Origin of the sequence: Herbiconiux liangxiaofengii (assembly GCF_041927335.1) — a bacterium.
In the GTDB taxonomy this organism is placed as follows: Bacteria; Actinomycetota; Actinomycetes; order Actinomycetales; family Microbacteriaceae; genus Herbiconiux; species Herbiconiux liangxiaofengii.
Genome location: NZ_JBHFHD010000015.1, coordinates 54,217 through 78,846 on the forward strand (window position 1 = coordinate 54,217; position 24,630 = coordinate 78,846).

At 66.1% G+C, this 24,630-nt stretch carries 23 protein-coding genes; 8 read left to right on the forward strand and 15 right to left on the reverse strand.

All coding sequences use genetic code 11. The features are described 5' to 3' along the window. Positions 1-48: 48 nt before the first annotated feature. The 8 genes from ACEXOR_RS15645 to dnaA form a co-directional block, all read right to left on the reverse strand. Positions 49-456: a DUF3566 domain-containing protein gene (locus tag ACEXOR_RS15645; RefSeq protein ID WP_374850652.1), complete on the reverse strand. Its 408-nt coding sequence runs from the start codon at positions 454-456 to the stop codon at positions 49-51. Further along, positions 449-2,974 (reverse strand): DNA gyrase subunit A, encoded by a 2,526-nt coding sequence (gyrA, locus tag ACEXOR_RS15650; protein WP_374850653.1) that lies wholly within the window; start codon positions 2,972-2,974, stop codon positions 449-451. Before gyrA ends, ACEXOR_RS15645 begins: the two co-directional genes overlap by 8 nt. Before the next feature lie 21 nt (positions 2,975-2,995). Then, positions 2,996-4,969: a DNA topoisomerase (ATP-hydrolyzing) subunit B gene (gene gyrB, locus ACEXOR_RS15655; protein ID WP_374850654.1), complete on the reverse strand. Its 1,974-nt coding sequence runs from the start codon at positions 4,967-4,969 to the stop codon at positions 2,996-2,998. Positions 4,970-5,105: 136 nt separating this feature from the next. Beyond that, on the reverse strand, positions 5,106-5,594 hold the full coding sequence (locus ACEXOR_RS15660) for a DciA family protein (protein ID WP_374850655.1): 489 nt from the start codon (positions 5,592-5,594) through the stop codon (positions 5,106-5,108). Further along, positions 5,591-6,760, reverse strand: coding sequence for a DNA replication/repair protein RecF (gene recF, locus ACEXOR_RS15665; protein WP_374850656.1), 1,170 nt, complete (start codon positions 6,758-6,760; stop codon positions 5,591-5,593). The genes ACEXOR_RS15660 and recF overlap by 4 nt, the downstream gene beginning before the upstream one ends. Before the next feature lie 16 nt (positions 6,761-6,776). After that, the gene (gnd, locus tag ACEXOR_RS15670; protein ID WP_374850657.1) at positions 6,777-7,664 is read right to left on the reverse strand and encodes a phosphogluconate dehydrogenase (NAD(+)-dependent, decarboxylating); all 888 of its coding nucleotides are present in this window, start codon (positions 7,662-7,664) and stop codon (positions 6,777-6,779) included. 71 nt (positions 7,665-7,735) lie between these two features. After that, positions 7,736-8,881, reverse strand: coding sequence for a DNA polymerase III subunit beta (dnaN, locus tag ACEXOR_RS15675; protein WP_374850658.1), 1,146 nt, complete (start codon positions 8,879-8,881; stop codon positions 7,736-7,738). 365 nt (positions 8,882-9,246) lie between these two features. Next, positions 9,247-10,722 carry a chromosomal replication initiator protein DnaA gene (dnaA, locus tag ACEXOR_RS15680; RefSeq protein WP_374850659.1) on the reverse strand — a complete coding sequence of 492 codons (1,476 nt, stop codon included), beginning with the start codon at positions 10,720-10,722 and terminating at the stop codon, positions 9,247-9,249. A 334-nt stretch (positions 10,723-11,056) separates the two neighbouring features. Between dnaA and rpmH the strand changes: the two genes are divergently transcribed. Genes rpmH through rsmG form a run of 6 tightly spaced genes read left to right on the forward strand, consistent with a single transcriptional unit; the run spans position 11,057 to position 14,186 of the window. Next, positions 11,057-11,194 carry a 50S ribosomal protein L34 gene (gene rpmH, locus ACEXOR_RS15685; protein WP_055810406.1) on the forward strand — a complete coding sequence of 46 codons (138 nt, stop codon included), beginning with the start codon at positions 11,057-11,059 and terminating at the stop codon, positions 11,192-11,194. 13 nt (positions 11,195-11,207) lie between these two features. Beyond that, positions 11,208-11,552 carry a ribonuclease P protein component gene (gene rnpA, locus ACEXOR_RS15690; protein WP_374850660.1) on the forward strand — a complete coding sequence of 115 codons (345 nt, stop codon included), beginning with the start codon at positions 11,208-11,210 and terminating at the stop codon, positions 11,550-11,552. After that, the gene (gene yidD, locus ACEXOR_RS15695; RefSeq protein WP_374850775.1) at positions 11,552-11,860 is read left to right on the forward strand and encodes a membrane protein insertion efficiency factor YidD; all 309 of its coding nucleotides are present in this window, start codon (positions 11,552-11,554) and stop codon (positions 11,858-11,860) included. Before rnpA ends, yidD begins: the two co-directional genes overlap by 1 nt. Before the next feature lie 14 nt (positions 11,861-11,874). Continuing rightward, positions 11,875-12,837, forward strand: coding sequence for a membrane protein insertase YidC (gene yidC / locus ACEXOR_RS15700; protein WP_374850777.1), 963 nt, complete (start codon positions 11,875-11,877; stop codon positions 12,835-12,837). After that, positions 12,834-13,415, forward strand: coding sequence for a Jag family protein (locus tag ACEXOR_RS15705; protein ID WP_374850661.1), 582 nt, complete (start codon positions 12,834-12,836; stop codon positions 13,413-13,415). The genes yidC and ACEXOR_RS15705 overlap by 4 nt, the downstream gene beginning before the upstream one ends. A 33-nt stretch (positions 13,416-13,448) precedes the next feature. Next, a complete protein-coding gene (gene rsmG, locus ACEXOR_RS15710) occupies positions 13,449-14,186 on the forward strand; it encodes a 16S rRNA (guanine(527)-N(7))-methyltransferase RsmG (protein WP_374850662.1) in 738 nt (245 codons plus the stop codon). 126 nt (positions 14,187-14,312) lie between these two features. On the opposite strand, the gene ACEXOR_RS15715 is transcribed toward rsmG, so the two are convergent. Further along, complete coding sequence (locus ACEXOR_RS15715) at positions 14,313-14,771, reverse strand: SH3 domain-containing protein (RefSeq protein ID WP_374850663.1); 459 nt, start codon at positions 14,769-14,771, stop codon at positions 14,313-14,315. A gap of 146 nt (positions 14,772-14,917) precedes the next feature. On the opposite strand from ACEXOR_RS15715, the gene ACEXOR_RS15720 reads away from it, so the two are divergent. Both ACEXOR_RS15720 and ACEXOR_RS15725 read left to right on the forward strand, forming a co-directional pair. Further along, on the forward strand, positions 14,918-15,832 hold the full coding sequence (locus ACEXOR_RS15720; protein WP_374850664.1) for a ParA family protein: 915 nt from the start codon (positions 14,918-14,920) through the stop codon (positions 15,830-15,832). Next, positions 15,822-16,814 carry a ParB/RepB/Spo0J family partition protein gene (locus ACEXOR_RS15725; RefSeq protein WP_374850665.1) on the forward strand — a complete coding sequence of 331 codons (993 nt, stop codon included), beginning with the start codon at positions 15,822-15,824 and terminating at the stop codon, positions 16,812-16,814. The genes ACEXOR_RS15720 and ACEXOR_RS15725 overlap by 11 nt, the downstream gene beginning before the upstream one ends. A gap of 90 nt (positions 16,815-16,904) precedes the next feature. Here ACEXOR_RS15725 and ACEXOR_RS15730 read toward each other — a convergent pair whose 3' ends face one another. The 6 genes from ACEXOR_RS15730 to ACEXOR_RS15755 form a co-directional block, all read right to left on the reverse strand. Further along, entirely contained in the window at positions 16,905-17,876 is a 972-nt protein-coding gene (locus ACEXOR_RS15730; RefSeq protein WP_374850666.1) for a D-alanine--D-alanine ligase family protein, read from the reverse strand. 4 nt (positions 17,877-17,880) lie between these two features. Next, positions 17,881-19,200, reverse strand: coding sequence for an aminotransferase-like domain-containing protein (locus tag ACEXOR_RS15735; protein ID WP_374850667.1), 1,320 nt, complete (start codon positions 19,198-19,200; stop codon positions 17,881-17,883). Positions 19,201-19,322: 122 nt separating this feature from the next. Further along, complete coding sequence (trxA, locus tag ACEXOR_RS15740) at positions 19,323-19,646, reverse strand: thioredoxin (protein ID WP_374850668.1); 324 nt, start codon at positions 19,644-19,646, stop codon at positions 19,323-19,325. A 59-nt stretch (positions 19,647-19,705) separates the two neighbouring features. After that, positions 19,706-20,704, reverse strand: a complete 999-nt coding sequence (gene trxB, locus ACEXOR_RS15745) for a thioredoxin-disulfide reductase (RefSeq protein ID WP_374850669.1) — start codon at positions 20,702-20,704, stop codon at positions 19,706-19,708. Positions 20,705-20,838: 134 nt separating this feature from the next. Continuing rightward, positions 20,839-22,461 carry a murein biosynthesis integral membrane protein MurJ gene (gene murJ, locus ACEXOR_RS15750; RefSeq protein WP_374850670.1) on the reverse strand — a complete coding sequence of 541 codons (1,623 nt, stop codon included), beginning with the start codon at positions 22,459-22,461 and terminating at the stop codon, positions 20,839-20,841. Continuing rightward, complete coding sequence (locus ACEXOR_RS15755; protein ID WP_374850671.1) at positions 22,458-24,599, reverse strand: DUF6049 family protein; 2,142 nt, start codon at positions 24,597-24,599, stop codon at positions 22,458-22,460. The genes murJ and ACEXOR_RS15755 overlap by 4 nt, the downstream gene beginning before the upstream one ends. Between the last annotated feature and the right edge of the window lie 31 nt (positions 24,600-24,630).

The following is a 24,630-nucleotide window of genomic DNA, read 5'->3' on the forward strand; positions in this document are numbered from 1 at the left end:
TGACCAGAGTCGAGACTACCCTACTCATGGCCCGGTCGTGAAATCGGCCTACTTGTTGGTGAAGCCGAGCAGCACGCCGCCCGTGATCCGCACCGCGAGGTTGTACAGCGCGGCCCAGATGGCACCCAGAGCCGTGATCACGATCACGTTCAGGATGGCCACCACGATCGAGAAGCCCATCACCTGCGGCAGCGAAGCGAAATCGAACAGGTCGAAGTTGCCCGCACCCGCGATGTCCTGCAGCAGGGTGTTGATCGAGTCGAAGACGCCGGTCTGGTTCAGCACCGACCAGATCAGGAAGCTGGCGACCACGGTCACGATGCCGAGAACGATCGCGAGGAGGAAGGAGATCTTCAGCACCGACCAGAAGTCGATGTAGACCAGCTTCAGCCGAACCTGCTTCGTGTTGGCGACTCTTGCCGTCTTCTTCGCGAATTTGTCGCCAAGATTACTCATCCGTCGTTACGTCCTCTCCAGGGGCGGGTTCGGCGCCCTCTTCGAGCTCCGACTCGAGATTGCGTTCCGTGTTCTTGGCCACTGCGATGATGCGATCATCGTCCGCGAAGCGGGCGAAGACCACGCCCATCGTGTCGCGTCCCTTAGCCGGAACTTCGGCCACGGCAGAGCGTACCACCTTGCCGCTGGCAAGAACCACAAGCACCTCGTCGTCCTCGCCGACGATCAGCGAGCCGATCAGATCGCCCCGCGCATCCTGCAGCTTGGCCACCTTGATACCGAGACCGCCACGGCCCTGCACGCGGTATTCGTCGACCGAGGTGCGCTTGGCGTAGCCGCCCTCGGTGACGATGAACACGAAGCCCTCGTCGCTCACGACCGAGGCCCCCTGCAGCGAATCGTCGCCACGGAACTTCATGCCGATCACTCCGGAGGTGGCGCGGCCCATCGGCCGGAGGGCCTCGTCGCTCGCGGTGAAGCGGATCGACATGCCCTTCTTCGACACCAGCAGCAGGTCGCTGTCCTCCTCCACCAGGAGAGCCGACACGAGCTCGTCGTCGTCGCGCAGGTTGATGGCGATGATGCCGCCCGAGCGGTTGGTGTCGTACTCGGTGAGCGAGGTCTTCTTCAGCAGGCCGCCCTTGGTGGCGAGCACGAGGTACTGCGCCGCCTTGTAGTCGCGGATGTCGAGGATCTGAGTGATCTGCTCGTCGGGCGCGAGCGCCAGCAGGTTGGCCACGTGCTGGCCCTTGGCGTCGCGGCCGGCCTCCTGCAGCTCGTAGGCCTTCGCGCGGTACACCCGGCCCCGGTTGGTGAAGAACAGCAGCCAGTGGTGGGTGGTGGTCACGAAGAAGTGCTCCACCACGTCATCCGCCCGCAGCTGCGCGCCCTTCACACCCTTGCCGCCCCGGTGCTGGCTGCGGTAGTTGTCGCTCCGGGTGCGCTTGACGTAGCCGCCACGGGTGACCGTGACCACCATCTCCTCTTCGGGGATGAGGTCTTCGATGTTCATGTCGCCGTCGAAGCCGAACATGATCTCGGTGCGGCGGTCGTCGCCGAACTTGTCGACGATCTCGCCGAGCTCCTCGGTGATGATCTCGCGCTGCCGAACGGGGCTGCCGAGGATGACGTTGTACTCGTCGATCTTGAGCTGCAGCGCCTCGGCTTCCTCGTGGATCTTCTGGCGCTCCAGGGCGGCGAGACGGCGCAGCTGCAGTTCCAGGATGGCGCGCGACTGCAGCTCGTCGATCGAGAGCAGCTCCATCAGGCCGTCGCGGGCCTCCTCCACGGTGGGCGAGCGACGGATGAGCGCGATCACCTCGTCGAGCGCGTCGAGGGCCGCCAGGTAGCCGCGCAGGATGTGCATGCGGGCTTCGGCCTCGCGCAGGCGGAACCGCGTGCGCCGCACGATGACGCCGATCTGGTGCGCGACCCACTCCGTGATGAAGCCGTCCAGCGGCAGCGTGCGCGGGATGCCGTCGACGATCGCGAGCATGTTCGCGCCGAAGTTCTCCTGCAGCGAGGTGTGCTTGTAGAGGTTGTTCAGCACCACCTTGGCCACGGCGTCGCGCTTGAGCACGATCACCAGGCGCTGACCGGTGCGGCCCGAGGTCTCGTCGCGGATGTCGGCGATACCGGCGAGCCGGCCGTCTTTCACGAGGTCGGCGATCTTCACCGCGAGGTTGTCGGGGTTCACCTGGTACGGCAGCTCCGTCACCACGAGGCAGGTGCGGCCCTGCAGCTCCTCCACGTTCACGACGGCGCGCATCGTGATCGATCCGCGGCCGGTGCGGTACGCGTCATGGATGCCCTTGACGCCGAGGATCTGGGCGCCGGTGGGGAAGTCGGGGCCCTTGATTCGCTGCATCAGGGCTTCGAGGAGCTCCTCGCGCGTCGCATCCGGGTTCTGCAGGTACCAGATGGCGCCCGAGGCGACCTCACGCAGGTTGTGCGGCGGGATGTTGGTGGCCATGCCCACTGCGATGCCCACCGACCCGTTCACCAGCAGGTTCGGGAAGCGGCTCGGCAGCACGACGGGCTCGAGGGTGCGGCCGTCGTAGTTGTCCTGGAAGTCGACGGTCTCTTCCTGGATGTCGCGCACCATCTCGAGGGCGAGAGGCGCCATCTTCGTCTCGGTGTACCGCGGCGCCGCGGCGCCGTCGTTGCCGGCCGAGCCGAAGTTGCCCTGGCCGAGGGCGAGCGGATACCGCAGGCTCCAGGGCTGGATCAGCCGCACCAGGGCGTCGTAGATCGACGAGTCGCCGTGCGGGTGGAACTGGCCCATCACCTCGCCGACGACGCGCGCCGACTTGGAGAAGGCACGATCGGGGCGGTAACCGCCGTCGTACATCGCGTAGATCACGCGGCGGTGCACGGGCTTCAGGCCGTCTCTCACGTCGGGCAGGGCGCGCCCCACGATCACGCTCATCGCGTAGTCGAGGTAGGAGCGCTGCATCTCCAGTTGGAGGTCGACCTGCTCGATGCGGTCGCCGGCGGGCGGAGTTGTCTCGTCAGTCATGTGTCAGTCTCGATCTCGAGGTCAGATGTCCAGGAAACGCACGTCTTTGGCGTTCTTCTGGATGAAGTTGCGGCGGGACTCGACGTCTTCGCCCATCAGGGTGGAGAAGATCTCGTCGGCCGCGGCCGCGTCGTCGAGGGTGATCTGGCGGAGGGTGCGGGTGTCCGGGTCCATCGTGGTGTCCCAGAGCTCGCGGTAGTCCATCTCGCCGAGGCCCTTGTAGCGCTGGATGCCGTTCTCCTTGGGCATCCGCTTGCCGGCCGCCTGGCCGTCGACGAGGAGCGCGTCGCGCTCCGCATCCGTGTAGACGTACTCGTCGGGCGAGTTCGACCACTTCAGGCGATAGAGCGGCGGCATCGCGAGGTAGACGTAGCCGAGCTCGATCAGCGGCCGCATGTAGCGGAACACCAGGGTGAGCAACAGGGTGGTGATGTGCTGGCCGTCGACATCGGCATCCGCCATCAGCACGATCTTGTGGTACCGGGCCTTCTCGGGGTTGAAGTCCTCGCCGATGCCGGCGCCGAACGCGGTGATCATCGCCTGCACCTCCGCATTGCCGAGCGCGCGGTCGAGCCGGGCCTTCTCGACGTTCAGGATCTTTCCGCGCAAGGGCAGGATGGCCTGGGTCTCGGGGTTGCGGCCCTGGATGGCCGAACCGCCGGCCGAGTCGCCCTCCACGATGAAGATCTCGCTCTTCGCGGGGTCGCGGCTGGAGCAGTCCTTCAGCTTGCCGGGCATCCCACCGCCCTCGAGCAGGCCCTTGCGACGGGTCTGCTCACGGGCCTTGCGGGCGGCCAATCGGGCCTGCGAGGCCTGGATGGCCTTACGGATGATGTCGCGCGCCTGAACCGGGTTGCGATCGAACCAGTCGGTGAGCTCGGTGCCTACCACGCGCTGCACGAAGGCCTTCGCCTCGGTGTTGCCGAGCTTGGTCTTCGTCTGGCCTTCGAACTGCGGCTCGGCGAGCTTGATCGAGATCACGGCGGTGAGGCCTTCACGCACGTCGTCGCCGGAGAGGTTGTCGTCCTTCTCCTTGATGATGTTCTTCTCGCGCGCGTACTTGTTCACCAGCGTGGTGAGCGCGGCGCGGAAACCCTCTTCGTGGGTGCCGCCCTCGTGGGTGTTGATGGTGTTGGCGTAGGTGTGGACGCTCTCGGTGTAGCCCGTCGTCCACTGCATGGCCACTTCGAGCGCGATCTTGCGCTCGGTGTCCTCCTGCTCGAACGAGATGATCTCCTCGTTCACGAGATCGGCCTTCTTCGAGCGGTTGAGGTACTCGACGTAGTCCTTCAGGCCGTTCTCGTAGAGGTAGGTGACCGTGGTCTCCTCCTCCTCGCCCGACTCGCCGCCGCGCTCGTCGGTGAGCTTGATGGCGAGGCCCTTGTTCAGGAAGGCCATCTGCTGGAACCGCGCGCGGAGCGTCTCGTAGTCGAACTCGACGGTCTCGAAGATGTCGGTGCTCGGCCAGAACGTGATGCGCGTTCCGGTCTCGGTGGTCGACTCGCCCTTCTCCAGCGGAGCCTGCGGCACGCCGATCTTGTAGCTCTGCCGGTACACGCTGCCCTGGCGGCGCACCTCGACGTCGAGCTCGCGACTCAGCGCGTTGACGACGGATGAGCCCACGCCGTGCAGACCGCCCGAGACCGCATAGCCGCCACCGCCGAACTTTCCACCGGCGTGCAGAATCGTCAGCACCACCTCCACGGTCGACTTCTTCTCGACCGGGTGGATGTCGACGGGGATGCCGCGACCGTTGTCGGTGACGGTGATGCCGCCGTCTTTCCGCATGACGACTTCGATGTGCGTGGCGTAGCCGGCGAGTGCCTCGTCGACCGAGTTGTCGACGATCTCGTAGACCAGATGATGCAGACCGCGCGGACCCGTCGAGCCGATGTACATGCCGGGGCGCTTGCGCACCGCTTCGAGGCCCTCGAGAACCTGGATCTGGTCGGCGCCGTACTCGTTGTCAGGGTGGACCTTGTCCGATTCAGACATATGGAAATGGGCTCCTCAGTGTGTCGACCCAACGGCCGGGCAGACGACCCTTAATTCTATCAAATCGAGGATGGGAATAAAGCGTCAGACGCCCCGTAGACGAGATTTCTCTGAGGGCATGACCATATTTGCCTTCTCAACCGTAGGTATCGCGAGGGCCCCGCCCTGGAATCGATCTGGAGCCTCGTTTCCAGGATGGAGCGTGGGGGGCCTCAAACCGGATCGACTCGATGCCCGCTTCCGGAAACCTCTGGGCGATCGTCGTCATGATGAGCACCCGCATGTGCCGGAGCTGCGTGGCCCAGGCCGTCGAGTCGCACTGCACCGTGAGCACGGAGTCGGTGATGCCGATGGGCCGGCTGTGCTCCGCGGTCTCGGGCCCGGCGATCTCGGTCCAGGCGAGCAGCAGGTCGGACTTCGCCAGCGACGAGCTCCAGCCCAGCTCGTTCGACAGGCCCGACATCACGTCTCCGAGGCCTTTCGGATCGCGACCGACGCCGTAGGGCACGCTCGCCTCGTCGTCGCCGCGGTTCCGCGTCTTCTTCTCGCGCCAGCGCGCCGCCCGCGAGCTCGGATCGCCGAATGCCGCCTTGAGGCGGAGGTAGACGTCCTGCGACTCGGTCATGCCGCCGGCTCCACGATGGTGCCGGCCTCGATGCGCACGGTGTGGGCGGTGAGTTCGGCGGGGATATCCTCGAACACGGCGGCGGTGATCAAAACCTGCTCGTAGTCCTTCACCGCATCCGCCAATCGCCCCCGGCGGCGCTGGTCGAGTTCGGCGAACACGTCGTCGAGGATCACGACGGGATCGCCGGTCGACGAGTCGGCCCGCAGCAGTTCGGCACAGGCCAGCTTCAGGGCGAGGGCGAACGACCACGACTCGCCGTGGCTGGCGTACCCCTTGGCGGGCAACGCGTTCAGGCGGAAGAGCACGTCGTCGCGGTGGGGCCCGCAGAGCGTGATGCCGCGATCGCGCTCGGCCCGGGCGACGCGCTCCAGGGCCGCCCGGAACGCATCCGCCAGCTGCTCACGGCCGAGGTCGGCGGTGGGGGCACGGTCGGGCTGCTCGTCACCGTCGGCATCGGGATGCTCGGCCAGGACACTCAGCACCACGTCGAGCGTCGGCTCCTGATCCGAGCCCGCCACCGCCTGGTACGCCTCCCGCACGAACGGGCCGAGGGCCGCCACGATGGCGAGGCGCTCGAGCATGATCTCCGAGCCCAGCTCCACGAGCCGCTCGTTCCACAGCTCGAGCGTGCTCAGCTTGGCGTCCTTCAAGCCCGAGGCCCTGGCCGACTTGAGCAGCGCGTTGCGCTGCTTGAGCACGCGCTCGTAGTCGCTGAACACGCCCAGCAGGCGCGGGGTCTTCGCGCCGAGGAGCGCATCCACGAATCGACGCCGAGTGGAGGGTTCCCCTCGGATCAGCGCCAGGTCCTCGGGAGCGAACAGCACGGTCGAAATGTAGCGCGGCAGTTCGCGCGGCTTGATGGCTGCGCGGTTCACCTGCGCCCGGTTCGCGCCCGATCGATTGAGCTGCAGTTCGACGAGGAGTTCCCGGCCGTCGTGCTCCAACCGGGCCCGCACGATCGCGGCATCCTCACCCGCGCGGATGAGGGCCTGATCGGTCGAGACCCGGTGGGAGCCGAGCGTGCTGAGGTACGCCAGCGACTCGACGAGGTTGGTCTTGCCCTGCCCGTTCCGGCCCACGAACAGGTTCGCACCCGGTTCGAGCGCGACCTCCGCGGTGCGGTAGTTGCGGAAGTCGGTGAGGCTGAGGTGTCGAACGAACAAGACCGGTGGTGTCAGCTCAGTCGAGCTCTTTGACCGCGTGGCCGCCGAACTGGTTGCGCAGGGCGGCGACGGCCTTCATCGAGGGCGAGTCCTCCTGGCGCGAGACGAAGCGGGCGAAGATGGCCGCGCTGATGGCAGGCATGGGCACGGCGTTCTCGATGGCCTCTTCAAGGGTCCAGCGTCCCTCGCCCGAGTCCTGCACGTAGCCCTGGATGTCCTTGAACTCCGGGTCGGCCTCGAGGGCGCGCACGAGGAGGTCGAGCAGCCAGGAGCGCACGACCGTTCCGCGCTGCCAGGCCTTGAAGGTGCCCGTGACGTCTTTGATGATGTCCTTCTTGGCGTCGAGCAGCTCGTAGCCCTCGGCGTAGGCCTGCATCATCCCGTACTCGATGCCGTTGTGCACCATCTTGGCGTAGTGGCCGGCGCCGACCTCGCCCACGTGCACGAAGCCCTCGTCGCGCGGGCCCTCGGGGCGGAGTGCGTCGAAGACGGGCATGGCGCGCTCGACCATCTCGGTCGTGCCGCCCACCATCAGGCCGTAGCCGTTCTCGAGGCCCCAGACGCCGCCCGAGACTCCGACGTCCATGAACTGGATGCCCTTCGGGGTGAGCAGCTCGGAGTGCTTGAAGTCCTCGGTCCACTTGGAGTTGCCGCCGTCGATGATGAGGTCGCCCTCGTCGAGAACCGCAGCGAGGTCGTTGATGACCGAATCGGTGATCGCGCCGGCCGGCACCATCACCCACACCACGCGAGGGGCCGGCAGAGCGGCGGCGAGCGCGGCCAGGTCGGGCACGTCGCTCACGGCGGGGTTGGTGTCGTAGCCCACGACGCCAACGCCGCCCTTCTTCAGGCGGGCACGCATGTTGTTGCCCATCTTGCCGAGTCCGATGAGGCCGATCTCCATGGCCGTCTCCTTCTGTGTCTGCGGTGAAGCGTTCGTGGTGGTGGCTGTCTGAGCCGGATGCTGCGGCGCGATCAGCGCAGCAGCAGATTGGGCTGCAGCAGGTACTTGTAGTCGTCGGAACCCGGCTGGTCCTTCGACGACTGGCTCGTGATGAGCACCGGGCCCGGCTTGTTCGGGTTGTCGGTCTTGGTGAACGAGATGCGCACGAACTCCGAGTGCACCGCGCTCAGCCCGTCGAGCAGGAATTGGGGCTTCAGCGAGACGACCGTGTCGCTGCCGGTGAGCAGCGCGTCGATCGATTCGGAGGCCTGAGCCTGCTCCGAGCCGATGGCCTCGAGGGTGACGCCGTCGATCGTGAAGGTGAAGCGGAGCGCGGCCTCGCGCTCGAGTACGAGGCTCACGCGCTTGGTGGCCTCGATCAGGTCGGCGGTGTTGATCACCGCGTAGTTGTCGACGCTTTCGGGGAACAGGCGCTTCACCGGGGGGAAATTACCCTTGATGAGCAACGTGGTCACGGTCTTCTTGTCGCTCTTGAACGCGATGAGCTCACGGTCGTCGGAGTTGGTGATCGCCACGGAGATGGTGCCGGCGTTACCGAAGGTCTTGCCCACCTCCTGCAGGGTGCGAGCCGGAACGAGGGCGGTCGCCGTGGTGGTGCCCGAGTCGTTGGAATCCCAGTCGATGTTGCGCACGGCCACGCGGTAACGGTCGGTCGCCACGAGGGAGATGCTGTTCTCGCTCACCTCGAGCTGCACGCCGGTGATCACAGGCGTCACGTCGTCGCGCGAGGCGGCGACGGCCACCTGAGACACGGCCGCGGCGAACTGCTCGGCCGGCAGCAGGCCCGACTCCGCACCCACCTGGGGCAGCGTGGGGTATTCCTCCACGGGCATGCTCAGCAGGGTGAAGCGGGCCGAGCCGCAGCTCACCACGATGCGGGAGTCCTCGGTGCTGAAACGCACGGGGGCATTCGGGAGCCGGTTCGCGATGTCCGAGAGCAGGCGGCCCGACACCAGGATGACGCCCGGTTCTTCGACATCGGCGGTGATCTGCGTCTGTGCAGAGACCTCGTAGTCGAACGAGGAGAGCCGGAGCCCGTCATCCGTCGTCTCGATCAGCACACCGCTCAGGATGGGCAGCGTCGTGCGCTGAGGCAGCAGCTTCACCGCGAACGACACTGCTTCGCTGAAGACGTCTCGGTTTACTTGGAACTTCACGCAGTCACCTCTGTCGGCATAAGAGACCTGGGGTCGCTCAATGCTATCGGGATGGGGCGATGACGGCGGAGACCTGTGATTCGGCCCGGCTGCATCACAAGGTTGTGGGATGTGATTTTCATTAATGAAGGATTCTTAACAGTCTTAACGTCTGTGGATATGTGGATAAGTCTGTTTAAAGCGCGTGATGCAGGCGAACTACACGCATGTGACTTGTCAGCGGAGTGTGAATGACATGTTCATCGCAATGACCGCGGTCTGAACCGGATGCGAACGATTCCACACACGACCGCGATCGATCAACATCGTGGGGGCGGTTCTCCACACCCATTTCACAATCTGTGGAGAACTCGGCCAGGTCACCCTCAGGCGCTCTTGTAGCGCTGCTGGTGTTTGATGCGGTTGGAGATCTCGGTGACCTGGTTGTAGATCGACCGCTTCTCCGTCATGAGCTTGCCGATCTTGTTGTTGGCGTACATGACCGTGGTGTGGTCGCGGCCGCCGAAGAGCTGCCCGATCTTCGGCAGGGAGAGGCTCGTCATCTCCCGGCAGAGGTACATCGCGATCTGTCGCGCGGTGGCGATGGCCTGGGAGCGGCTCGAGCCGTACAGGTCGTCGACGGAGAGCTTGAAGTACTCCGCCGTGTGGTTGATGATGTCGACCGGCGCGATGACGTTGTCGTCGTCGAGGGTGATGAGGTCTTTCAAGACGGTCTGCACGAGCTGCATGTCGACCGGGGTGCGGTTCAGGCTCGCGAACGCGGTGACGCGGATGAGGGTGCCCTCGAGTTCGCGCACGTTGCTCGACACCTTGGTGGCCATGAACTCGAGGATGTCGTCGGGCACCCGCAGTCGCTCGCTCTGCGCCTTCTTGCGCAGAATGGCGATGCGCGTCTCGAGGTCGGGCGTCTGCACGTCGGTGATCAGGCCCCACTCGAAGCGGGTGCGCATCCGGTCTTCGAAGCCGGTGAGGTGCTTCGGCGGCAGGTCGGAGGTGATCACGACCTGCTTGTTGTGGTCGTGCAGGGTGTTGAAGGTGTGGAAGAAGGCTTCCTGCGTCTCCGCCTTGCCCTGCAGGAACTGGATGTCGTCGATCAGCAGCAGATCGATGTCGCGGTAGCGCGAGTGGAACGCAGCCCCCCGGTTGTTCGCGATCGAGTTGATGAAGTCGTTGGTGAACTCCTCGGAGCTGACGTACCTCACCCGCACGCCTGGATACAGGCTGATGGCGTAGTGGCCGATGGCATGCAGCAGGTGGGTCTTGCCCAGGCCGGAGTCGCCATAGATGAAGAGCGGGTTGTAGGCCTTGGCCGGCGCCTCGGCCACGGCGACCGCGGCGGCATGGGCGAAGCGGTTCGAGCCCCCGATCACGAAGTTGTCGAAGCTGTACTTCGGGTTCAGGCGCGTGTCGTTGTTCCGAGCCGGGCCGACGGTCTCCTGAACAGCAGGCGGGATCGACTCGGCGTACGCGGAGGTTCCGAGGGGGGTGCCCGCGGTGGCCGGGATGCCGGGAACCTCAGAGCCGGCGGTGGCGCCCGCGGTCTCGCTGTCGTTCTGCGGATAGTCGTCGACGTCGGGGTTCACCACCACCGAGAAGTTCGACACCGCGAGCCGCGCGTCGAGCCTGCCCAGGGCCGAGAGAAGGGAGGGGCGCACCCGCTGCTCGAGCATGTCGCGGGTGAAGTCGTTGGGCACTTCGAGGTAGAAGGAGCCGCCCAGAATCCCCTTCGGGACGACGAGACCGAGGAAACCCTTCAGTTGCGGGGTGATGCGCTCATCCGTCGACAGCGCTTCGAGAACCGTTCGCCAGTTCTCCTCTGTCGAAGCAGCACCGTTTGCCAAGGAAGACTCCTGTCGAACATCGTCATCAGGCCGAACCGTTGTGTTCGACGAGGCCACCGTTGCCGCCCGCTCGGCGCCCCCGCGGCGGCTGTTAGTAACTGTAGGCAACTAAGCTAGCTACTGCCACGATCAAGGGCAAGTTTGCTGTATTGACGGGTCGCGTGTCCTACACAGATTTTGTCCACAGGGTGGGGATAATTGATTCTTTGCCCGCTGCCATTTGACCCGCAGACTTCTAGGTCGTAGATTTAGTCAGTTGACTTGTGTGGTTTGTGCCACACCCCTTACTTCAGTCGGGCGATCACCAGGACGCCCGCCGCACCCGGAGATCATTATGAGCAAGCGAACCTTCCAGCCGAACAACCGTCGTCGCGCCAAGGTGCACGGCTTCCGTCTGCGCATGCGCACCCGTGCCGGCCGATCGATCCTGTCGGCTCGTCGCCGCAAGGGTCGTACCGAACTCTCCGCGTAGTCTCCCCACCGCGGTGCTGGCCAAGGGCAATCGCATCACGCAGGGCGGTGACTACCGCACCACTGTGCGACGCGGCAAGAAGTACGCGGGCCCGAGCACCGTCACCTACATTCGCGCATCCGATGATTCGTCGTCGGATGCGCGTTTCGGCTTCATCGTCGCAAAATCGGTCGGAGTCGCCGTGGTGCGCAACCGTGTGCGCCGCCGCCTCAAGGCAGCCTGCTTCGCTCTGCTGCCCTCGATTCCGGCCGGCACCGACATCGTGATCCGGGCTCTTCCCGAAGCTGCATCCCAGCCTTACGGCGTACTCTTCGAAGAACTATCGCGTTCTCTCACCAAAGGATCAGTACTCGCATGATGTCAGTGGTGACAGCGATAGTACTTCTCCCCCGCAATCTCGCGGTGCTCCTGCTTCGCGGCTACCGTGCGGTGATCTCTCCACTCTATGGAGACGTCTGCCGGTACTACCCGTCGTGCTCCTCCTACACGCTCCAGGCCATCCAGCAGCGAGGGCTCATCGTCGGTTCGGCGATGGGTGTCTATCGCATCGCGCGCTGCCACCCCTGGGCCAAGGGCGGCGTCGATGATGTGCCGCCCGTGCGCCGGCAGCGATACCGGCTCACGTCATTTGGTTTCGTCGTACCAGCTAGCCACGGAAAGGGCTAACGCCACCCATGGAAATCCCCTTCATCGATACCATCCTCTGGCCCATCAAATGGGTCGTGGAGCTGATCCTGGTCGCCTGGCACTGGCTGTGGACCGCCGTGGGCCTCGATCCGGCGGCCGGGCTCACGTGGGTGCTGTCGATCGTCGGTCTCGTGATCGTCGTGCGTGCCGCCCTCATCCCGATCTTCGTGCGTCAGATCAAGAGCCAGCGCAAGATGCTCGAGGTCGCGCCACAGCTCAAGAAGATCCAGGACAAGTACCGCGGCAAGAAAGACCAGTTCTCGCGGGAGGCGATGTCGCGCGAGACGATGGAGCTCTACCGCAAGACCGGCACCAACCCGCTCTCGTCGTGCCTGCCGTTGCTCCTGCAGATGCCCATCTTCTTCAGCCTCTTCTCGGTGCTGAACAACGCCCAGAAGGGTCAGGCCGGCGTCGGCCCGCTCAATGCCGACCTCGGCAAGCAGTTCGGTGACGCCACGCTCTTCGGAGTCGCTCCCCTGCACGACACGTTCATCGGCGCCTTCAACGCGGGTGGCCCGTGGGAGGTCATGCTCATCGCCGGCCTGATGGTGGTTCTGATGACGGCGTCGCAGTTCTACACGCAGCTGCAGATCATGGCGAAGAACCAGTCCCCCGAGGCCAAGGCGAGCCCGATGTACCGCCAGCAGCGGGTTCTGCTCTACATCCTGCCGCTGGTGTTCGTGTTCTCGGGCGTCGCGTTCCCGCTCGGTGTCATGTTCTACTGGCTCACCTCGAACTTCTGGACCATGGGTCAGCAGTTCCTCGTCATCCGCAACATGCCGACCCCGGGCTCTGAAGCGGCGAAGGCCCGCGAGGCCCGCCTGGCCAAGAAGGGCAAGCTCGAGCCCACCAAGGGTGCTCCGGCCATCGAGACGATCCCCGAGGCCCCGAAGACCACGCAACGTCAGCAGCCCGTGAGCAAGAACCGGGCCAAGAAGCAGGGTGACAAGAAATGAGCGATGTGACCGAGACGACTGAGGCACGGGTCGACGGCGACTCCCCCATCGAGCTGCCCCTCGAGGCGGGTGGCGTCACTGCTGCTTCCGATGTCGACCTCGACTCCGATTCCGCCTCGGCTGCTTCGTCGGTCGACGAAGGCGACGTGGCAGCCGACTACATCGAGGAACTCCTCGACATCTGCGACCTCGACGGAGACATCGACATCGAGGTGACCGACGGTCGCGCCTACATCTCGGTGAATGCCTCGGGCGACAGCAACCTGCGCATCCTGTCGAGCCCCGACACGGTGGCTGCGCTCCAGGAGCTCACGCGCCTCGCAGTGCAGACGAAGTCGGGCGAGTTCTCGCGACTCATCCTCGACGTCGGTGGCAGCCGGGAACGTCGTCAGCGTGAACTGGAGACGCTGGTCGACAGCGCTATCGCCCGGATCGAATCCGGTGAGGCTGCAGCACATCTCGAGCCCATGTCGTCATATGAGCGCAAGCTGGTGCACGACATCGTGGCCGACCGTGGGTTCACGTCGGAGTCCGAAGGTGAAGGACGAGACCGGCACACGGTCATCTCGCGCGGCTGACGCGGCAATGGGAATGTTTCACGTGAAACGTCGGTGGTCTACCGACAGGCCGGGCAACGCTTTCGGGTCGCTCATCGCCCTGGTGGAGCGTGCAGCATGACGACCGACCGAGGACAGTCCGCCGCCGGGGTTGAGCCCTCCGCCACTCCCCCACTGCCGGAGGCTGAGCCGCTCGTTGCGGCGCAGGTGTTCGGCGATCGTATCGACCTGGCACGGCTGTACACCGACGATCTCGTTCGCCGAGGAGAAGAGCTCGGTCTCATCGGGCCGGTCGAGCTGACCCGCATCTGGAGTCGCCACGTGGTGAATTGCGGTCTGGTGGCGCCCCTGCTTCGACCGGGCACTGTGGGCGACATCGGTAGCGGCGCCGGTCTCCCGGGGATCGTCTTGGCGATCGCCCGCCCCGACGTCGACTTCGTGCTGATCGAGCCGATGGAGCGCCGAATCTCGTGGCTTGAGGAGCAGAAGGCGCTCCTGGAGCTGTCGAACGTGACGGTGGTGCGCGCTCGGGCGGAGGAGTTCCCGAAGGGCCGACTCGACCAGATCACGGCGCGAGCGGTGAGTGCGTTCAGCAAGCTGGTTCCGATGACTGCTCCCCTCTTGCGCGCCGGCGGCGAGATGGTCTTGATGAAGGGTGCCGGAGCGGCCACCGAGGTCGCTGCGGCCGAGAAGGCGATCCGAAGGTACCGTCTGGTCGATGTCGAAGTGATCGAGCTGGGTACCGACCTCGGAGTCGACGTCACCCGGGTGATTCGCGCGCGAGTGCCGTGAGGGTTTCCGGCAACTAGGACGTTGGTCTGATGTCTCGGGTGGGGCTCCGGTGGGCAGGTCGGGAGAGGCTGGCGAATTAATAGTCGGTGTTCGCGGGGGGCAGTCCGATCCGTGACAGACGGTGCGTCATGCAGGGACCAGCACACAGTGAGGAATCCACCCCTCACTCCCATCAGTGTTTCGACACCAGGACCAGCCGCTGTGCGGATCATCTTCCAGGACGTCGACCTCTTCACCCGAGGACACCGGCAGCTCGGTCGTATCGTATCCGACGCGGACAGTACCAACCGAGCCATCGATATCGAGATGACGCCAGGGAACCCATCCCATCCCCTGCGCTGCTCTAACGAACACGAAGGCAGGCCATTCCGTATCACGTTCGCCAACCTGCACGACGTCGCCGGGACCGAGTTTCAGCGGGGCGCGCGCAGGAATCTCATGATCGGCAATCACCAGGCATCGCACAACGACGATTCTGCTACCAGCGATGTCTCTGCACCACCTCTGGGAGACATCCCTGCTCGAACCCGTCCCGAATCGCACGCGGGTCTCATCGACGGGTGCTCGCGGCCGGCTACTCACCATGTTGATCGTCCACACAACGTTCGGCAGCTCAGGAGTGGGAGCCTCATGGTCAGGAGTGTCAGCGTTGTTCGATACGATCGAAGTCGTCCGTTCGGGCTTCTCGCTCCCCCATGTTTCACGTGAAACATACCGACAGGATTTAGTGAATGACCAGTGATCCCACCGCCTTCGACGCGTCGACGCCGCTGGCCCGAGAACTGGCGAACCTCTCACAGCGCAAACGCGCCCTGGCCGAGCGTGAGTACCCACTCCCCCACCGCACCAGGGTTCTCACCGTTGCGAACCAGAAAGGCGGCGTGGGTAAGACCACCACGACCGTCAACCTGGCCGCCGCCCTGGCCCGTGAGGGCGCGCGAGTACTCGTGATCGATCTCGACCCCCAGGGCAATGCCTCAACCGCACTCGGGGTCGAGCACCGCGGCGACCAGGCGAGCGTCTATGACGTCATCGTGCACGACGGCTCGATGGCTGACATCGTTCAGCAGAGCCCGGAGTCCGAGAACCTCTTCTGCCTGCCGGCAACCATCCATCTTGCCGGCGCGGAGATCGAGCTCGTGCCCATGGTGGCTCGTGAGCAGCGTCTGCGTGGGGCACTCGACCGTTTCCTCGCCGAGATGGAGGAGGCCGGGGAGCCATTCCACTACGTCTTCATCGACTGTCCTCCGTCACTCGGCTTGCTCACCATCAATGCCTTCGTGGCCGCGCGTGAGGTCCTCATCCCGATCCAGTGCGAGTACTACGCGCTCGAGGGGCTGAGCCAGCTGCTCAACAACATCAGCTTGATCGAACGCCACCTGAATCCGACTCTCGCGGTCTCGACGATCCTGCTCACCATGTACGACGGTCGCACGAGGTTGGCCTTCCAGGTGGCCGAGGATGTCCGAAAACACTTCCCTGAGCAGACGCTCGCAGCGATCATCCCCCGATCGGTGCGCATCTCCGAGGCGCCGAGCTATGGTCAGACAGTCATCGGCTTCGATCCTGGTTCACCCGGATCGGTCTCGTACTTCGAGGCCGCCGCCGAAATCGCAGAAAGAGGAGCCCCGAACAGTGGCAACTAAGAAGAGAACCGGCCTCGGTCGCGGCATCGGCGCCTTGATCCCCACGGATGAGCCCCGGGTGGAAGGCTCACGTCCGGTGGACGTCTTCTTCGACGCACCGCGTCGGGATGCGGCGTCGGATGCGTCGGCGCTGGTTCCCGTGCCGGGCGCGCGTCTGGCGCAGCTCGACCCGGCGAGCATCGTGCCGAACGCGAAGCAGCCGCGTAGCGTGTTCGATGCCGCAGATCTCGCAGAGCTTGTTCACTCCGTCAAGGAGATCGGTGTTCTGCAGCCCATCGTGGTTCGTGAACTCCCCCGCGAACCGGGTGCCGAGCAGCAGTACGAGCTCGTCATGGGTGAGCGGCGACTCCGGGCCACCAAGGAGGCGGGCCTCGACACCATCCCCGCGGTGGTCAAGAACACCGCCGATGAGGACATGCTGCGCGATGCGCTCCTGGAGAACCTGCACCGTTCGCAGCTGAACCCGCTGGAAGAAGCCTCGGCGTATCAGCAGATGATCGAGGACTTCGGCATCACGCAGGACCAGCTGGCCGAGCGCATCGGTCGGTCACGCCCACAGATCACGAACACCCTGAGGCTCCTGCGTCTGCCTGAAGCGGTTCAGAACCGCGTGGCGTCGGGGGTGCTGAGCGCCGGACACGCTCGGGCCGTGCTTGCCGTCGGTGATGTCGATGCCATGACCAAGCTGGCCGACAAGATCGTGAACGAAGATCTGTCAGTGCGGGCGGCGGAGGCCTTGGCCTCGTCGGCTCCGAAGCAGGCACGCGCCAAGACCACGGCCGGCCAGAAGCGAGGGCACCTGGATGAGATCGGTGAGCGGTTGGGTGATCGTCTCAACACCAGGGTTCGAGTGAGCCTCGGCCGGTCGAAGGGTCAGATCGTGATCGACTTTGCCACCATCGAAGACCTGAACCGCATCCTCAGTGAGTTGGGTGAAGAGGGTTTCGGGGCGGCTCGGAAGCGCGGCCCGCACTTCGTCTGAGCGATAGAGCCCACCCGGACCGGGCGGTCTGGGCAAAACGAAGGGGACGACGTTTCACGTGAAACATCGTCCCCCTCGTCGTAGGAAGACCTACATCGTCGAAGCGGCCGCCTCGGCGATGGCGACCTCGCTCAGGGTCTCGTACACCGACCCGAGGGTCATGCCCGCGGCCAGGATGCCCTGCGGCACCATCGACGTCTCCGTCAGGCCGGGCAGCACGTTCACTTCGAGGAACCACGGGGTGCCGGCAGCATCGATCATGAGATCGACCCGGGAGATGTGGCGGAGGCCGAGCACCTCGTGAATTCGCAACGCCGCCTCGCCGGCAGCCTGCGCGGTCTCGTCATCCAGCCGGGCCGGCGTGAAGAAGCTGGTCTCGCCGGCGTTGTAGCGGGCCTCGAAGCCGTAGATGCCGGAGCGCGGCTCGATCTCGACGGCGGGGAGTACGACCGGCCCCTCCCCCAGATCGACGACGCCGATGGACACTTCGATGCCGCGGATGCGCTGCTCGATCAACGCGACCTCACCGTAGGTGTAGGCGTCGACCACTGCACGCGGAAGGTCGTCCGCAGACTCGATCACACCGACACCGAGCGCTGAACCGCCATGAGCCGGCTTGACCACGAGGTCGCTGCCGAGAGAGTCCACCACGCGCGAGAGAACCTCGGTGGCTCCCAGTTCGCGGAAGGTGTCCCGGGGCAACGTGATCGACGAGGGCGTGCGGAGGCCCGCTCGTTCCACCAACACCTTGGCGGTCGGCTTGTTCCAGGCCAGCCGCGCCGGATCGGACGTCGACCCCACGTACGGCACGCCGATGACGTCGAGCAACGCGCGGAGGGCGCCGTCTTCGCCGCTCGCACCGTGCAGAGCGGGCCACACGACATCCGGTCGCGTCTCGTCGAGGAACTGCAGGAGGTTTGCGTCAGGATCGCGGAGGACGACGGTGTGACCGCGTTCGGCCAGGCTGTCAGCCACTCGTCGGCCCGAGCGAAGCGAGACATCGCGTTCATGCGAGATGCCGCCTGCCAGCACGACGACGGTTCGAGGAGTCTTTTCGCTCATGAGCTCAATCCAGGTTCGGGGGCGGTGCTGAGAAGTTGCGGTCGCGCGTGGTGGGCAGCGAACCCGTGGCCGAGAACGTCTCGACCAGGTCGATCTCCCCGTTGATGACGGTCTGCAGACGACGGATGCCGGTGCGGATGGTCTCGGGGGTCGGGTAGCAGAACGACAACCTGATGTTGTTGTGCCCGCCGCCGTCGGCGTAGAACGCCGTGCCGGGCGTGTAGGCCACCAGTTCCTTCACGGCGCGCGGCAGCATCTGCTTCGAGTCGAGGTAGGGGGGAAGCGTGAGCCACACGTAGAAACCGCCGTTGGGGTCCGTCCACGTGAGGTTCGGCAGATAGTCGTTCAAAGCGCTGATCATCGCCTCTTTTCGCTCGCGGTAGACGCCGCGGAAGCGATCGACCTGAGCACGCCAGTCGATGGTGTCGAGATACTCCGAGATGATCATCTGATTGAACGAGCTGGGTGAGAGCACAGCTGCCTCATTGGCGAGGATGAGCTTCTCGCGGATGGCGTGCGGTGCCAACGCCCACCCCACCCGGAAGCCGGGCGCGAGCGTCTTGGAGAAGGTGCCGAGGTAGATCACGCCGTCCTGCTCCACCGAGCGCAGCGCGGGGGGCGGCGGCGCGTCGAAGTGCAGGAGGCCGTACGGATTGTCTTCGAGAACGAGGATGCCGTTCTCTTTCGCGATCTGGAGCACCTCGAGACGGCGCTCCCACGACATGGTGACGCCGGCCGGGTTCTGGAACGACGGGATCGTGTAGAGGAACTTGATCTTCTTGCCGGCGGCCCGCAGGCGCGCGATGTTCTCGCGCAACGACTCGGGGATCATTCCGTGCTCGTCCATCGCCACGTGATGGGTCTGCGCCTGGAACGACCGGAAGATCACCACGGCCGTGACGTAGCTCGGGCCCTCGGCCAGAACCACGTCTCCGGGGTCGAGGAAGAGTTTCGACACCAGCTCGAGCGCGTGCTGCGAACCGGTCGTCACCACGACATCGTCGGCGCTCGCCCTGATGCCCTCCATGGCCATCACGTCGAGGATCTGCTCTCGGAGCTTCGGTACGCCCTGACCGGAGCCGTACTGCAGCGCCACGGATCCGTGGTCGCGCATCACCCGGTTCATCGAGTCGATCACCAACTCCTGCGGCAGCGCGGAGACCGCCGGCATTCCGCCGGCGAGGGAGACCACCTCCGGACGGGATGCGACGGCGAACAACGCCCGCACCTCCGAGGCGGCCAGCCCGGCCGTGCGCTCGGCATAGTTGTCGTACCAGGGATCGAGGTTGTTACCCGATTGCTGTGGGGGGTTCTGGCTGCTCACTGACGTCCATTCCGACGTTGACCGAAATTCAATCGTATGACATGCAAAAGTGGCCCGTCGCGCGAACGCGGCGGGCCACTTGGTACGAACTGGCCGTCAGGCCGTTCGGGAGGCGGACGCGATCAGATGAACGCGGCCAGGTCGGCCTCGAGGGCCGCCTTCGGCTTGGCGCCGATGATGGTCTTGACGACCTCGCCGCCCTTGTAGACCTTGAGCGCCGGGATCGAGGTGATCTGGTACTTCATGGCCGTCTGCGGGTTGTCGTCGACGTTGAGCTTGACGATCTCGATCTTGTCGCCGTGCTCCGAGGCGATCTGGTCGAGGATCGGGGCGACGGCGCGACACGGGCCGCACCATTCGGCCCAGAAGTCGACCAGGATGGTCTTCTCGGAGTTCAGGACGTCGGCCTCGAAGCTGGCGTCGGACACGGCCTTGGCGTTGGACATTGTTCCTTCTTTCGTGTGGTTCGTGAGCCGGATGCCCGGGTAGGCGGGCCCGGACGGGTTCAGTCGGCTGCGACCAGGTCCTCGACCTCGGCGGCGACTGCGGCAGCAAGGTCGGCGTGCGACGCTCCCTCGACCTGGTCGAGTGACGCGAGGAACTGCTCGGCGTCGAGCGCCGCCACGGTGCCGGAGGCAGCGGCAGTGACAGCCTGGCGGTAGTGGGGGTCGATCACGTCACCGGCAGCGAAGACACCCGCGACGTTCGTCTTCGACGAGCGGCCTTCGACGGCGATGGTGCCATCGACCGTGAGCGCCAGCTGGCCGTGCACGAGGTGCACCCGCGGGTCGTTGCCGATGGCCACGAACAGACCCTGCACGGGCAGCTGCGACGTGGAGCCGTCGACGGTGTTGCGCAAGGTGAGGCCCTCGACGGCGGTCTCACCCGAGATGCCGACGACCTCGGAGTTCCAGACGAACTCGATCTTGTCGTTCGTGAACGCACGCTCCTGCATGATCTTCGAGGCGCGCAGCGTGTCTTTGCGGTGCACCACGTACACCTTCTCGGCGAAGCGCGTGAGGAAGGTGGCTTCCTCCATCGCGGAGTCGCCGCCACCCACCACGGCGATGGTCTTGGTCTTGAAGAAGAAGCCGTCGCACGTGGCGCACCACGACACTCCGCGGCCCGAGAGGCGCTCCTCGTCGGGCAGGCCGAGCTTGCGGTAGGCCGAACCGGTGGCGAAGATCAGCGAGCGAGCCTCGAAGGTGCCGCTGTACCCGGTGTCGACCCGCTTCACGTCGCCGTGCAGGTGAACCGCGGTCACGTCGTCGAGAACGACCTCGGTGCCGAACTTCTCGGCCTGCTCCTGCAGCTTGATCATGAGCTCAGGGCCCTGGATGCCCTCCGGGAAGCCCGGGAAGTTCTCGACCTCGGTGGTGTTCATCAGCTCGCCGCCGGCCTCGACGCTCGACGCGAGAAGAAGGGGCTTCAGGCCGGCTCGGGCGGCATAGATCGCCGCGGTGAATCCAGCGGGGCCGGAGCCGATGATGATGATCTCGCGCATGTGTTTCTGTCTCCTGTGAGATGGTCGCGGGCACACCGGTGGCGTGCGCGCTGACCGGTACAACACATCCTAACCGTCCGGTATTCCGGGGCGGCGGAGCCGTCAGGGGACTCCCTGAGAGCGCAGCCGGGCGCTCAGCGGCCCCGCGTGAGGCGGGCGCGAACGGGGCCCAGCGCATCCGCCAGTTCAGGCGAGCGCAGCAGCGCGAGACTGCCCAGGTAGACCAGCAGCATCGCAACGCCGAGCACGGCCATCGAGACGATCGGCGTGAGGAACCCGCCCGTGAGGAACTCGTCGCCCAGCGTGCTCCGGATGCCCCAGTAGACGAGAACCCCGGCCACGGCGGTGGGCAGCGCGGCCACGACGAACCGCCCGGTGCTCTTGAGCACCGTCGACCCGCCCACTCCCCCGAGCCGGCGCCGGATGATGACGGCGGCCACCACGGTCTGGACGGCAGTGGCCAGCGACAGGGCGAGGGCCAGCCCGATGGCGATCAGATCGTCGGGCAGCAACGCGCAGCACAGCGACAGCACCGTGAAGATCGAAGCCTGAAGAACCTGCAGGAAGAACGGCGTCTTCGTGTCGCTGAGCGAGTAGAACACGCGCTGCAGCACGAACAGCGCGCTGAACGGCACCAGGCCCACCAGGAAGGCGATCAGCACGTTGCCCATGGCCACGGTGTCGGCGAGATTGCCGGTGAACAGGCTCGTGAACGGGTAGGCGGTCACCATCAGCACCACGGTGCCGAGCACCATGAACAGGGTCGCGATGCGCAGCGCGGCCGACACATCCCGTCGCAACTCGGTGGTCTCGCCTCGGTTGGCGTGTCCGCTCATCTTGGTGAAGTAGGCCGTGACCAGCGACACGGTGATGAGCGAGTGCGGCAGCATGAAGATGAGCCAGGCCGCCTGGATGGCCGCGACCGACGCGGCGTCGCCCGAGGCGATGGCCGCCACGTTCGTCTCCACCAGGCCGGCCGCCTGGGTGACCAGCAGCATGCCGAAGGTCCACCCCGCGAGCTTGCCGGCGGCACCGAGGCCCACACCGCGCCAGCGGAAGTCGGGCCGGTAGCGGATGCCCGCCCGTCGCCAGAACAGGAAGAGCACGAGGGCCTGCGCCGCCACCGCGAGGGTGGTCGAGCCGCCGAGCAGGGCGATCTTGTCGGGCGACCAGTCGGTGACGAACCGCTCCCCGTTCGGGTCGTCACCGAAGAGCGTCATGAACACCACGAGGCCCGCGATCGACACCACGTTGTTCACCGCCGGTGCCCAGGTGAACGGGCCGAACACGTTCTTGGCGTTCAACACCTCGCCGAGAACCGTGTAGAGCCCGTAGAAGAAGATCTGCGGCAGGCACCAGTAGGCGAAGGCGATGGCGAGCGCCCGCTGCTCTCCCGACCAGCTGGCCGCCGAAACCGTCACCAGCACCGGCGCCAACAACGTGGCTGCGAGCGTCGTGACACCCAGGATCACCATCGTGATGGTGAGCAGCTTGTTGATGTAACCCTTGCCGCCGTCGCTGTGCAGCGTCGCTCGCACGATCTGCGGCACCAGCACCGCCGAGAGGGTCCCGCCCGCGATGATGGCGTAGATGTTGTTCGGCAGCTGATTGGCCACGGCGAACGCGTCGGCACTCGCGCTGCCCACGGCGCCGATCGTCTGCAGCAGCACGATCGTGCGCACGAATCCCATGGCGCGCGAGACGATCGTGCCCGAGGCGAGGAACGCGCTGGCGCGCCCGATGCTGGTGCTGGTCACGAGGTCTCCTCCGGCTGCCCCCGCTGCCGGCGACGGCGGAGGATGTTGCGGGTGAGTCCGGCACCGAACAGCAGCACGAGCACCCCGGCACCGATCACGGTTCCCCAGGTCTCCCAGTCGGCGCTCACGTTCACGGCCACGGGCGACGGATTCGAGATCAGCACCCCGGTGGTGCTGGTGAGCTGGAAGCTCAGCACGACCGATCCGTTCGCCACCGCCGTCACCGGGATCTGAGCACCCTTGCGCGAATTCGCCTCGACCGTCACGCCCACGTCGTTCTGAGCGATCAGCAGCCGGCCGTTCGAGGCCGTGACGTGCACGATCACCGACACCGGATACGGCAACTCGTTGCTGATGGTGAGCGGCAGCGGCGCCTGGCTCGAGAGCAGGTTGATGTCGGAGCCCTCGACGATCTGCACGGAGGCCAGCGTGGCGGCGGTATCGGTGCCCGAGGCATCGGAGGTCACGCTCCAGCCGCCCTCGTTGGCCACCCAGCTGTTCGAGAGCAGGGCCAGCAGATCGGCGCGGTGCCGGCCCGAGAGCAGGGCGGGTTCGACGAGCACCGAGGAGAACGCATCCACCTGCGCCGCCTCGCCGAGCAGTTTCGCGATCCGCGCCACCCGCTCCTCCGATTGCGGGGCGTCGACGATGGATACCGTGGTGGTGGGGGCCGTGTTCAGCAGCGTGGTGATGGAATCGGGGGCGCTCCAGGGCAGACCCTCGATCACACCCATCACCTGGTCGATGCTGGTGAGGTTCATCGCCGCGCGGTCGAGCACGGCGAGCACGGGGGCGGGTGACTCCGCGGTTCCACCGGCGGCCGAGGCGGCGACCGCGAGGGCGGCCGAGAGCTCGGCCACCGCCTCGCCGCGGCCGGTCTCAGAACCGGCGGCCACCGCATCCTGTACAGCCTGCGACACCGCGTGGTCGGCCACCAGCAGTGACTGCTCACCCGTGGTGGCGACGGCCGGAACCGCTCCGTTCCCCGTGGCGGCGACCTGCTGCGAATCGACGATGGTGGTGCTGTAGCCGGATGCGGCGAAGAACGGCAGGTCGGCCGCCGTCACCGAGCCGGCGCGCGGCCAGGCGACCGACGTGGCGGTGTAGTTCCACGCGGTGAGCTGCTCGAGGGTGGGGGTGGTCGCCGTTGCGGCGGTGGGCGACGGCGTAGGGGTGGGGCTCGCGGTGGCGGTCGGCTCGATGAGGTCGTCGACGTCGGTGAAATCGGCCGGGTCGAGCGCGTAGGCGAACGACGTGGGCTGCAGCACGGCCGGGGCCCCGGCCTGGCGCTCGCCGGAGATGTCGGAGTCGCCGTAGGTGAGCGGGATGATGGGGTTCGAGGCCGATTCGAGCCGCTCGAGCCACGCCACGGCCGACTCCGGCGCGGTCGAGCCCAGCGCCCGGATCGACACGATGATGCGCGGATCGACCGCGATGGTCACCGGCCGGCCCAGCACGGCGTCAAGTTCGCGGGTGAGCACGCCGGTGTCGTTGGTGAACGCCTCGAGCGCCGGCGCCTGGATGAGGCCGGTGGAGCTCGCCACCGAGGTGATGGGGGCCACCACCGTCACGTCGGCTCGCTGGGTGAGTGATCCGTCGTCGATCACCACGGTCGAGCGGGCGGAGGCCACGTCGGCGCCGTCGACCGTGAGGGTGGCCACGAGCCCGTGAGCGCCCGTGAGGCCCTGCGGCAGCTGGGCTGCGGGCACCACGACCTGCTGGGTCGAGGTCGCCGGAGCAGACACGGCGGATGACGCGACCGTGGCGATCGGGGTGGCCGCCGCCGGCGTGCTGCCGTCGAGCCAGGCCGTGAGCCCGGCCGAATCAGCGAGCTCGGTGCGGTCGATCGCCAGTGAGACGGTGCCCGCGCCGAGGCCGGAGCCGCCGGTGTCGGCGAGCTCGATCGACACCGTCAGGTCGCCGCCGGCCGTGAGAACCCCGTTCGCCGCGGGGGCGACCGAGACGGTGGCGCCCGCAGTGGCGGTGTCGACGGCGGAGGGTGCGGCTGGTGCCGGCGTCGCGCCCGAGAAGGTCGTGGCGGATGCTCCGATCGGGGTCGCGAGCATGGCACCGGCGAGCAGCGCGCTGGCTGCGATCGCGGGCGCAACTCGAGACAATCGACGCGCTGCTGGTTTCATAGGCCGAGTCGAGCGCGCTCGGTGGCGCTCG

What these genes read in the sequence shown, in the direction of transcription:
- ACEXOR_RS15645 (WP_374850652.1), bottom strand. Translation starts at nt 456, where the DNA reads ATGAGTAATCTTGGCGACAAATTCGCGAAGAAGACGGCAAGAGTCGCC.
- gyrA (WP_374850653.1), bottom strand. Translation starts at nt 2,974, where the DNA reads ATGACTGACGAGACAACTCCGCCCGCCGGCGACCGCATCGAGCAGGTC.
- gyrB (WP_374850654.1), bottom strand. Translation starts at nt 4,969, where the DNA reads ATGTCTGAATCGGACAAGGTCCACCCTGACAACGAGTACGGCGCCGAC.
- ACEXOR_RS15660 (WP_374850655.1), bottom strand. Translation starts at nt 5,594, where the DNA reads ATGACCGAGTCGCAGGACGTCTACCTCCGCCTCAAGGCGGCATTCGGC.
- gnd (WP_374850657.1), bottom strand. Translation starts at nt 7,664, where the DNA reads ATGGAGATCGGCCTCATCGGACTCGGCAAGATGGGCAACAACATGCGT.
- rpmH (WP_055810406.1), top strand. Translation starts at nt 11,057, where the DNA reads ATGAGCAAGCGAACCTTCCAGCCGAACAACCGTCGTCGCGCCAAGGTG.
- yidD (WP_374850775.1), top strand. Translation starts at nt 11,552, where the DNA reads ATGTCAGTGGTGACAGCGATAGTACTTCTCCCCCGCAATCTCGCGGTG.
- ACEXOR_RS15705 (WP_374850661.1), top strand. Translation starts at nt 12,834, where the DNA reads ATGAGCGATGTGACCGAGACGACTGAGGCACGGGTCGACGGCGACTCC.
- ACEXOR_RS15715 (WP_374850663.1), bottom strand. Translation starts at nt 14,771, where the DNA reads ATGGTGAGTAGCCGGCCGCGAGCACCCGTCGATGAGACCCGCGTGCGA.
- ACEXOR_RS15720 (WP_374850664.1), top strand. Translation starts at nt 14,918, where the DNA reads ATGACCAGTGATCCCACCGCCTTCGACGCGTCGACGCCGCTGGCCCGA.
- ACEXOR_RS15730 (WP_374850666.1), bottom strand. Translation starts at nt 17,876, where the DNA reads ATGAGCGAAAAGACTCCTCGAACCGTCGTCGTGCTGGCAGGCGGCATC.
- trxA (WP_374850668.1), bottom strand. Translation starts at nt 19,646, where the DNA reads ATGTCCAACGCCAAGGCCGTGTCCGACGCCAGCTTCGAGGCCGACGTC.
- trxB (WP_374850669.1), bottom strand. Translation starts at nt 20,704, where the DNA reads ATGCGCGAGATCATCATCATCGGCTCCGGCCCCGCTGGATTCACCGCG.
- ACEXOR_RS15755 (WP_374850671.1), bottom strand. Translation starts at nt 24,599, where the DNA reads ATGAAACCAGCAGCGCGTCGATTGTCTCGAGTTGCGCCCGCGATCGCA.